The sequence below is a fragment of the Streptomyces sp. NPDC054932 genome (assembly GCF_053610205.1).
The window spans coordinates 1-8,920 of sequence record NZ_JBSGXU010000266.1 but is presented as its reverse complement, the minus strand read 5'-3'; the positions used below and the strand labels follow the sequence as shown (position 1 = coordinate 8,920).

11 protein-coding genes are annotated in these 8,920 nt (G+C 69.0%); 8 read left to right on the top strand and 3 right to left on the bottom strand.

Translation table 11 applies throughout. The features are described 5' to 3' along the window. Positions 1-181 precede the first annotated feature (181 nt). Both ACWGE1_RS38090 and ACWGE1_RS38085 read left to right on the top strand, forming a co-directional pair. Positions 182-613 carry a hypothetical protein gene (locus ACWGE1_RS38090; protein WP_453425051.1) on the top strand — a complete coding sequence of 144 codons (432 nt, stop codon included), beginning with the start codon at positions 182-184 and terminating at the stop codon, positions 611-613. A 301-nt stretch (positions 614-914) separates the two neighbouring features. Then, positions 915-1,547, top strand: a complete 633-nt coding sequence (locus tag ACWGE1_RS38085) for a hypothetical protein (protein WP_453425050.1) — start codon at positions 915-917, stop codon at positions 1,545-1,547. A 222-nt stretch (positions 1,548-1,769) separates the two neighbouring features. Here ACWGE1_RS38085 and ACWGE1_RS38080 read toward each other — a convergent pair whose 3' ends face one another. Further along, a complete protein-coding gene (locus tag ACWGE1_RS38080; RefSeq protein WP_453425049.1) occupies positions 1,770-2,117 on the bottom strand; it encodes a hypothetical protein in 348 nt (115 codons plus the stop codon). 111 nt (positions 2,118-2,228) lie between these two features. Between ACWGE1_RS38080 and ACWGE1_RS38075 the strand changes: the two genes are divergently transcribed. The 3 genes from ACWGE1_RS38075 to ACWGE1_RS38065 all read left to right on the top strand — a co-directional run bounded on the left by ACWGE1_RS38075 (position 2,229) and on the right by ACWGE1_RS38065 (position 5,285). Continuing rightward, on the top strand, positions 2,229-4,061 hold the full coding sequence (locus ACWGE1_RS38075; RefSeq protein WP_453425048.1) for a glycoside hydrolase family 15 protein: 1,833 nt from the start codon (positions 2,229-2,231) through the stop codon (positions 4,059-4,061). Between the two features lie 105 nt (positions 4,062-4,166). Then, on the top strand, positions 4,167-4,604 hold the full coding sequence (locus ACWGE1_RS38070; RefSeq protein ID WP_453425047.1) for a hypothetical protein: 438 nt from the start codon (positions 4,167-4,169) through the stop codon (positions 4,602-4,604). A gap of 108 nt (positions 4,605-4,712) precedes the next feature. Next, complete coding sequence (locus ACWGE1_RS38065; RefSeq protein ID WP_453425046.1) at positions 4,713-5,285, top strand: YceI family protein; 573 nt, start codon at positions 4,713-4,715, stop codon at positions 5,283-5,285. Between the two features lie 151 nt (positions 5,286-5,436). Here the strand turns inward: ACWGE1_RS38065 and ACWGE1_RS38060 are convergent, their stop codons facing one another. Further along, entirely contained in the window at positions 5,437-6,378 is a 942-nt protein-coding gene (locus ACWGE1_RS38060) for an alpha/beta hydrolase family protein (RefSeq protein WP_453425045.1), read from the bottom strand. A 191-nt stretch (positions 6,379-6,569) separates the two neighbouring features. Between ACWGE1_RS38060 and ACWGE1_RS38055 the strand changes: the two genes are divergently transcribed. Continuing rightward, a complete protein-coding gene (locus ACWGE1_RS38055) occupies positions 6,570-7,160 on the top strand; it encodes a TetR/AcrR family transcriptional regulator (RefSeq protein ID WP_453425044.1) in 591 nt (196 codons plus the stop codon). Positions 7,161-7,185: 25 nt separating this feature from the next. Here ACWGE1_RS38055 and ACWGE1_RS38050 read toward each other — a convergent pair whose 3' ends face one another. Continuing rightward, a complete protein-coding gene (locus ACWGE1_RS38050; protein ID WP_453425043.1) occupies positions 7,186-7,593 on the bottom strand; it encodes a RidA family protein in 408 nt (135 codons plus the stop codon). Positions 7,594-7,736: 143 nt separating this feature from the next. On the opposite strand from ACWGE1_RS38050, the gene ACWGE1_RS38045 reads away from it, so the two are divergent. Both ACWGE1_RS38045 and ACWGE1_RS38040 read left to right on the top strand, forming a co-directional pair. Further along, entirely contained in the window at positions 7,737-8,117 is a 381-nt protein-coding gene (locus ACWGE1_RS38045) for a winged helix-turn-helix transcriptional regulator (RefSeq protein ID WP_453425042.1), read from the top strand. Between the two features lie 160 nt (positions 8,118-8,277). Next, on the top strand, positions 8,278-8,920 hold a 643-nt coding region (locus ACWGE1_RS38040), incomplete at its 3' end, for an MFS transporter (RefSeq protein ID WP_453425041.1).

Here is an 8,920-nt window from a genome sequence, read left to right as displayed (position 1 = left end):
GCACCACCCTCACCATCGACGGCGGCTGGACCACCCGATAACCCCACCCCCACCAACACCAAAACCAGTGATCGCGTGACCTGGCGAATCAACCCCTGCACCGCCAAAGCGACTTCGGTGAACTCGTCACAGGACCGTCACAACGCTCGCATCGCACCGGCACTGCGGTGAGCATGTTCCGATGCGGACACACCACGTCATCCAGATAGTCGCGGGCGCCCTGCTTGTCGTCACCGCGTGCACGACAGAGCCCGCGGACAGCGGAACGGACAAGCCCGGCCCCGCCGCGTCCACGTCCTCGTCCACGCCCTCGTCCACCGGCTCACCGCAGCCGAGCAGCCCGAGCAGCGCAGGAGCGACCACCCCGGTCTGGACGGGCAATCACATGCCGAGGCTGATCGGCAGGTCCCTGAAGGCTGCGCGCGACGCGTTGCCGTCCGGTACCAACATCGAGATCCAGGACCTGAGTTCGCAGGGCCGTCCCACCGCCGACGAAAGCGGCTGGCGCGTCTGCTTCCAGTCCCCGATCACCAGCGCCCCGCTCTACGACAACACCCCGGTGACGGTCAAAGTCGTCAAGTTCGAGGAGAACTGCCTCGAGCCGCCGAGCTGAGCCGGGCTGCGCAACTTCCGGCAGTGGGCCGCGCCGAGGGAGCGGGAGGATTACGAAGCCCGACGCGGCCATCAGCCGGCACGCCGAATCCGGCAGGTTCGCCCGGGTGGATACCCGCCGATGCATCGGCCGCTACCGTCATGCTCAACCCGACGGGGCCAGGCCGTAAGCAACCATCCCGGCGCAGAGAGGCGGGCCGTGCTGCACCGCCCGGCCCGCCCAGTCGCGGCGTTTGGTATTCATGCATCACAAACCGGTCACATCCACTCCACAGCATCCCGCGCCCCGACAGAGTGGCGCGATGCACCGACACCACACCGCCGCGCTACTCGCAGCCACCGCCACCTTCGCTCTCACCGCCTGCAACCCGCAGACCGCCGACACCGGCAAGCCCGCAGTACCCAGCACCCCGGCCGCGAGCACTCCCGCACCGTCCAGTCCCGCACCCGCCGCGAAGACCGCGACCCTCCCCAACCTCGTCGGCAAGGGCCTCCAGACTGCCCAGGACGAGGCCCAGGCCGCCGGGTTCTTCGCCCTCAAGTCTCACGACGCGCTCGGCCGCGACCGACTGCAAGCCCTCGACCGGAACTGGAAGGTGTGCTCGCAGACCCCCGCCGCCGGCGCGAGCATCGACACCAGGACCACCGTCGACTTCGGCGCGGTGAAGCTCGAAGAGTCCTGTCCCACCACCGACGCGCCCGCCCCGAAGCCCGCCGGTGACACCATGCCGAGCTTCGTCGGCCAGGGCATGAAGGCTGTCCGCGGAGCGCTGCCTTCCAACGCCAGCATCACGGTGAAGGACGCGGTGCAGGACCGCATGGTCCTGCAGGAGTCGAACTGGAAGGTGTGCAGCCAGGATCCGAAGGCCGGGGCAGCTCTCACCGGTCAGCCGCTGACCTTCACCGTAGCCAAGACCGATGAGACCTGCCCCTGACCCTTTGCACTCAGTTGCAAAACTGCTCGCCCGCCCGTCGCCCGAGCTCCCCGTGGCGTGGCGCCGCCCTCGTCCGGCACATCGTCTCGGCCCGCCCGGCACCGAGGGCGGGTCGTCATGGCCGGTGTCGGCGGCGGCCTCACCTGCAAGGACACCCACCCGGCACCGGTGGACCACCCGATCAGGGGAGCCACCGGAGCGACCTCGCCCACGGTGCGCACACTAGGCTGCCGCTTCCAGGGCGTCGGCCCGCCGTTCAAGATCGGTGGCTATGTCGTCCCAGTCAGGTCCATGAGAGTAGAGGCTGGCCGCTGCCTCCCTCATCAGCTGCGGTTCATCCGGCCTCTGAAGGAGAGCTAGCCGATACGCGAGGTTACGGATGCGCACAGGCAGCCATCCGTCGACCAGGCTCGGGCACAGTTCCCGCATCATGGCCAAGATCGCGTCGGCGTCGGCGAACGTCAGCTCCTCGATGAAGAATTCCTCATCGTGCCGGCGGTCGCACGGCGGCGTCGGTCGGTACTCGTCCCCGAAAAGGCATCGGGCGTAATCCGTCAGGGTGGCGTGCATGGACCCGAGCCTACGACGCGATGATCCGCCGGGCGCGTGGCAGCCGCGGCTGCGCAGATCTACCATCACGTGTACGGACTATGCGCCTGCCGTCATAGGGAGGCCGGTATCGTGAACGCCGGATTCGGACGAACGGACCTCTCGTCCTACCTGCCGATCGCAGAACACGGACTGATCGGCGATCTTCACAGTGCGGCCCTCGTGGGCACGAACGGCACCATCGACTGGTACTGCTGTCCCCGCTTCGACTCACCGAGCGTATTCGCCTCCATTCTGGACGCGGACCGGGGCGGGTCGTTCTATCTCGCCGCGGACGTGCCGACACGGACCCGGCAGTTCTACTTTCCCGACACCAACGTCCTCATCACTCGGTTCTTCGCATCCGACGGGGTGGCCGAGATCCAGGACTTCATGCCGATCACCAACAACTCGGACGCCCCGGCCCGGCACCGGCTGATCCGGCGGGTGATCTGTGTACGGGGCTCGCTTCCCTTCACGGCCCATGTGGCTCCCCGCTTCGGCTACGGGGCCGAACCGCATTCCGCACAGGCCCAGGGCGATCACACCGTGGTCTTCCGTTCCGGAAGCCTGTCATTGGCACTGTCCACCACCGCACAGCTGGAGTGCGACGGCCGCGACGCGCAGTCCCGCTTCAAGCTCCTCGAGGGCGAGTCGGCCGTGTTCGCCCTCGACCCGATCGTTGACGACGTCATCCCGCGGGCCTGCCCCCAGGCCGAGGCCGAGCAGCAGTTCGAGACGACGGTCAGGTTCTGGCGCAACTGGCTGGCCGGCTCGCGCTACCAGGGACGGTGGCGGGAGATGGTGCACCGCTCGGCCCTCGTGCTGAAGCTGCTCACGTACGCGCCGACCGGTGCGATCGTGGCCGCCCCGACGACCAGCCTGCCCGAGCAGATCGGCGGCGAGCGCAACTGGGACTACCGTTTCGTGTGGGTCCGTGACGCCGCCTTCTGTGTGTACGCCATGCTCAGACTGGGGTTCACCGGCGAGGCCGAGGCGTTCATGCGCTTCCTGTCCGAGCGGGGCATCATGCGGGGCAGCGGCACTGCCGCGGGCCCGCTGCAGATCATGTACGGGATCGACGGGCGCGCGGAGCTGCCCGAGCTCGTACTGCCCCACCTGGAGGGCTACATGGGGTCCGCCCCGGTACGGGTGGGAAACGCCGCCACCGGGCAGCTCCAGCTGGACATCTACGGAGCGCTCATCGACTCCGTATATCTGTACGACAAATGGGGACAGCCCATCAGCAGCGACCGGTGGGAGGAGCTCGGCGTACTGGTGGACTGGCTCTGCGAGCACTGGGACCAGCCCGACGACGGCGTATGGGAAACGCGCGGGGGACGAAAGAACTTCGTGTACTCCCGGCTGATGTGCTGGGTGGCGATCGAGCGGGCCATCCGGATGGCGAACCGGCGGGGTCTGCCCGCGGACCTCCCCCGCTGGCGGCAGAGCCGCGACGCGATCTACCGGCAGATCATGCAACGCGGCTGGGCCCCCGAGCGCGGGGCGTTCGTCCAGCACCTCGACGACCTCGTGCTCGACGCCTCGGTGCTGATGATGCCGATGGCCAAGTTCATCTCGCCCACCGACCCCAAATGGCTCGCCACCCTGGACGCGCTCACCTCGGACCTGGTGTCCGACTCGCTGGTCTACCGCTACGACCCCGGAGCCAGCCCCGACGGTCTGAGAGGGACCGAGGGCACCTTCTCGATCTGCTCCTTCTGGTACGTCGAGGCGCTGGCCCGCGCAGGACGGCTGGAGGAGGCGCGGCTCGCCTTCGAGAAGATGCTCACCTACGCGAATCACGTCGGCCTGTACGCCGAGGAGATCGGGCTGACCGGCGAACAGCTCGGCAACTTCCCGCAGGCGTTCACCCATCTCTCGTTGATCAGCGCCGCGTTCAACCTGGACCGTGCCCTCGGCTGACCCGGAGACCTGGAGTTCCGGAGATCCGGCTCGTTCCATCCCCGTTTGACATGCTTCGAAGCGGTGGGAGGGTGGTATGTGGGGCAATTGTTGGGAGGCTCCCGCATGGCATCCGGTTCGGCATGGTGTTCCGCCGCTGCACGGCAACTTCCGCTCCGGCTCACCGCCGGCACGTTCTTCCTGAACTCCGGCATCTCGAAGCTCGGTGCGGACGAGGCCACCGCTGAGGGGCTGCAGCAGTTCGCCGCCACGACCTACCCCTTCCTGGGCAAGCAGGACGCCCGGAAATTCGCCAGGCTGCTCTCCGTGGGAGAGCTCGCCATTGCCGCCTCGCTGCTCGTACCGATCGTCCCCGCCGCTGTCGCCGGGGCTGCGCTGACCGTGTTCTCCGTCGGCACCCTCGGGCTCTACCTGCGTACGCCGGGGATGCGGGAGGAAGGCAGTTTGCGCCCGACCGAGCAGGGAATCACGCTGGCCAAGGACTTCTGGCTGCTGGGCATCGGCGTCTCCCTCATCGCCGAAGGTGTGAACGAACACCGGTGACGCGCCGCGAGCACGTCGGCTGCCACCGCAGCCGTACGCACTCCGCTGCGCGGCCCGCCATCGGACCCATGGTGGCTTTGTGGCTGCAGGCACACGTCAGGGGCGCTCATGGCAATGACCAAGTGGTTCTTCGAGCCCGGGCATACCGCGGCGGAGTTCCGGGCCAGGCACATGATGGTCACCTACGTGCGCGGGCAGCTCAAGAACCTCCACGGATCGCTGGAGGTCGATCCCGACAGACCGGAGGAGGCCCGCGTCGAGGCGACGGCCGACGCGACCCAGGTGTACACCGGTCAGCCCCAGCGCGACGCCCACCTCCGCAGTACGGACTTCTTCGACGTCGAGCACCATCCGACATGGACTTTCGTGGGGTCGCGCATTCATCAGGTGAGCGGAACCGAGTTCGAGGTCACCGGAGATCTCACGGTGCGCGGCGTGACGCGCGCCGTAACTTTCGACGTCGTCTACCTGGGGCAGTGGGACACCCCTTGGTGGGAGGAGGGACGGGATCTCGGGCCCCGGCGACGCGCCGGATTCGTCGCCAGGACGCGCATCAATCGGCATGACTTCGGGGTGAGTTGGAACGACGTGGTCGACCGCGGCGGAGTGGTCGTCAGCCCCATGGTCGATGTCATGGTGGACGTCGAAGCCGTCCTCTCCCCCGGCGAAGCGGCCGCCTGAGCCGGCCGCCCGAGCACCGCCGGCTCGGACTGCGAGCGCCCACGACCGTGCAGCGAACGGCCTGGCCGGGAGTTCGCGGGCACGACCCTGGACGACGACGCAGTCATCACTCCGGGCGGACCGGCGCCCGTGAGGCTCGGTAGCGGGTTGGCTACTTGTTCTGCAGCTTCCCGAGCGGCTCGGGGTCCTCCGCCAGTGCGGTGGCCGCCGCCTTCCAGCTGGTGTCCCCGGGCTGGAGGGCGCTGCGCAGGAAGGCGGTGGTGAGTCGCTGGATCAGAGCGACGCGGGCCGGGCTCTCGTCGGTCGTCTCGGCGACCTCGTACCCGGGAATACCGCCGAGCGAGTGCTCTGCCCCGAACAGTGTGAGCAGGCTCTTGCCTGCCGGGCTGTGGGTGTAGGGGTCGGTGAACCAATCCGGTCCACGGGTGGACAGTGCGGAGTCGTCGCGGTCCCCGGCGACCACGAGAGCCGGCGTCGTCATCGTGTCGAAGGACGGCCTCATGAAGGGCAGGTGCTCTGCGGCGAACGGGGTCAGGTCGTCGCCCAGCCCGGGCAGCGCGAGCAGCACACCCGCCTTGACGCGGGGATCGGACATGTCCTCGCCGGGAACACCCTCGGGGTCGAGGACGCGCGCGCCCAGCAGGGTGCTCGCCGTCTGGGCGCCCCACGAGTGGCCTGCCACGGCAATGCGGTCGCGGTCGAGGCGCCCGGCAAGACCCGGCACGGGGGCTTCCAGGGTGCCGAGTCCGTCCAGTACGCGCTTGAGGTCGTCGACACGGTGGCGCCAGATCCGCGGCGTACGGGGGTCCTCGGCCGGGAGGCCGAGCGTCCTGGAGTCGAGGTGGGTGGGCTGCAGGACCACGAAGCCGTGGGCGGCCCAGAAGTCCGCCAGCGGGGCATAGCCGTTCATCGACCAGCCGAAGCCGTGCGAGAAGACGATGACGGGCAGGTGGCCACCTGTCGCGGGGGCGGAAACGCGGACCTGAAGGTCCTCGCCGCGACCGGGAGCCGGCAGAACGACCGGCTTCGCGGATATCACCGTGGTGGGCCCACCTGCGGTCGTCTGCGCGTTCGTGGTTTTCGATGCGGACATGGAAGTGCCTTTCGTTCAGTGCCTTCGCAGTCTTCGTTCGGTGGCCCGTCCGTCCGGGCCGTTTGATCTCGGCAGGAGCGTGGCCAACAGCCCTCTGATCTGCCATGATGAATGAAACGGAACCTTGTTCCGCCAACAATACGGAACGCCGTTCCGCTTCACAAGGGCGGTCACGAAAGGAGTTTGTCGCGGTGGATGACAACGGCCGGGGCCCGGGAAGCTCAGCCAACTCCAAGCGCAAGGACGCCCGACGCAACCAGCAGACCCTGCTCGATGCGGCCGCCGCGGTCTTCGCCACCTCGGGGGTGGAGGCGCCGGTACGCGACATCGCGGCCGAGGCCGGCGTCGGGATCGGCACGATCTACCGCCACTTCCCCACCCGCGCGGATCTCGTCATCGCCGTCTTCCGCCACCAGGTCGACGCCTGCGCCGAAGCCGGCCCGACCCTGCTGACGACCGGCCCGACACCCCATGCCGCCCTGGGGCGGTGGGTCGACCTCTTCGTCGACTTCCTGGTCACCAAGCACGGCCTGGCCGCCGCGCTGCAGGGAGACAGCACCGGCTTCGAGACGCTGCACGCCTATTTCCTGGAACGCCTCGTGCCGGTGTGCGCCCAGCTGCTCGACGCTGCCGCCGCCTCCGGCGAGATCCGCTCCGACATCGACGCGTACCAGCTCATGCGCGGCGTCGGGAACCTCTGCATCGGCGCCGAGAGCGACCCCCGCTACGACGCGCGCCGACTGGTCGCACTCCTCGTCGCAGGACTGCGCCAACCGAGCTGACCACGGCGCCCGTCAACGCACCCGTTCAGTCGACGACGGCGGTGGCCTCGATCTCGACCAGGTGCTCGGGTACGTCCAGTGCCGCGACGCCCAGGAGCGAGGCCGGCGGGACCGGTGCGGAACCCAGCGCCGCGGCCGCCCGGGTGATCCCCTCCATCAGCAGGGGCATCTTGTCGGGGGTCCAGTCGACGACGTAGACGGTCAGTTTCGCGACGTCGTCGAAGGAGGCACCGACCTCGGCCAGGGCGGTGCCGATGTTGAGGTAGCACCGCTCGACCTGAGCGGCGAGGTCGCCCTCACCGACCGTGACGCCTTCGGCGTCCCAGGCGACCTGCCCGGCGACGAAGACCAGCTTCGACCCGGTCGCGATCGACACCTGCCGGTAGGCGCCGATTTCCGGCAGTCCGCCGGGGTTTACCAGGGTGATGGCCATGTGGTGTGCCTCCGTTGTCATGAGCACTCGTGAGCTCGCTTCCGTCGAGCCGCCGCTCACGTGCTCTCTTGTGGTTACTCAGGAACCGTAGGAGAGTGGCCACTGACATGGAAGAACGCACTTTTCAGTGACTGGGGAACCTGATGGTGACCAAGCAGTTCACCGGCTCGCCGGACGAGGCGGACCTGCGACGCGCGGACTCTCTGGCGCGGGAGATCTTCTCGGACGTCGCCAACAAGTGGGCGCTCCTGATCATCGAGGCCCTGGGGGACCACACTCTGCGGTTCAACGCGCTGCGCGATGAGGTGGAGGGCATCAGCCACAAGATGCTGACCCAGAACCTGCGCATGCTGGAGCGCTACGGCCTGGTGGAGCGGACGGTGCATCCCGTCGTGCCGCCACGCGTCGAGTACACCCTCACCGAGCCGGGCCGGGCCCTGCGCGTGACGATCGACGGACTGTGCGACTGGACCCACCGCTACCTCGGTCACATCGAAGCCTCACGCCACCGCTTCGACGCCTGACGGGTGGGACGCCCGCACGACGAGCCCGGGCGGCCACACCCGGGCGGCGCGATCGGACGGCACGGGCGGCACGGGGCGGCGAGAGCCTGCCGCCTCGGGGGTGTACGGCAGATGGTGGACCGGGCTTGTGGAGCGGGTGCGCCGTCAGCACGCTTGCTGCATGACCACATCCGCTCCCGGTCCCGTGGTACGGCCTGCTGCGACGGCCCGGCCGACCGACGCGCGCCGGGCTCTGGTGGCGGGCTCCGTCGGCAACTTCATCGAGTGGTACGAGTTCGGCGTCTACGGCTGCTTCGCGACCGTCATCGCCGGGCACTTCTTCACGCCCGAGGGCGGCGGCGCCGTGGAGGGGCTGGTCAGGACGTACGCGTCCTTCGCCCTCGCCTTCTTCTTCCGGCCCGTCGGGGCGGCGCTGTTCGGGCGCCTCGGTGACGGGATCGGCCGCCGGCCCACGCTCATCCTGGTCATCTGCCTGATGACCGGCGCCACGACGCTGATCGGCGCGCTGCCGACGTACGCCTCGATCGGCGCGGCTGCGCCGTGGCTCCTGACGATGCTGCGGATCCTGCAAGGGCTCTCGGCGGGCGGGGAGTTCGGTGGGGCGGTGTCGCTGATGACGGAGTTCGCGCCGCAGGGGCGGCGGGGGCGGTACGGGGCATGGCAGTCGTTCACGGTGGCGCTGGGGCTGCTCGCGGGCGCCGGGGCGGCAGCGGTCCTGGCGACCGTGCTGACCCCGTCGCAACTGGCGGGCTGGGGCTGGCGGGTGCCCTTCCTGCTGGCGCTGCCGATGGGGCTCGCCGCGC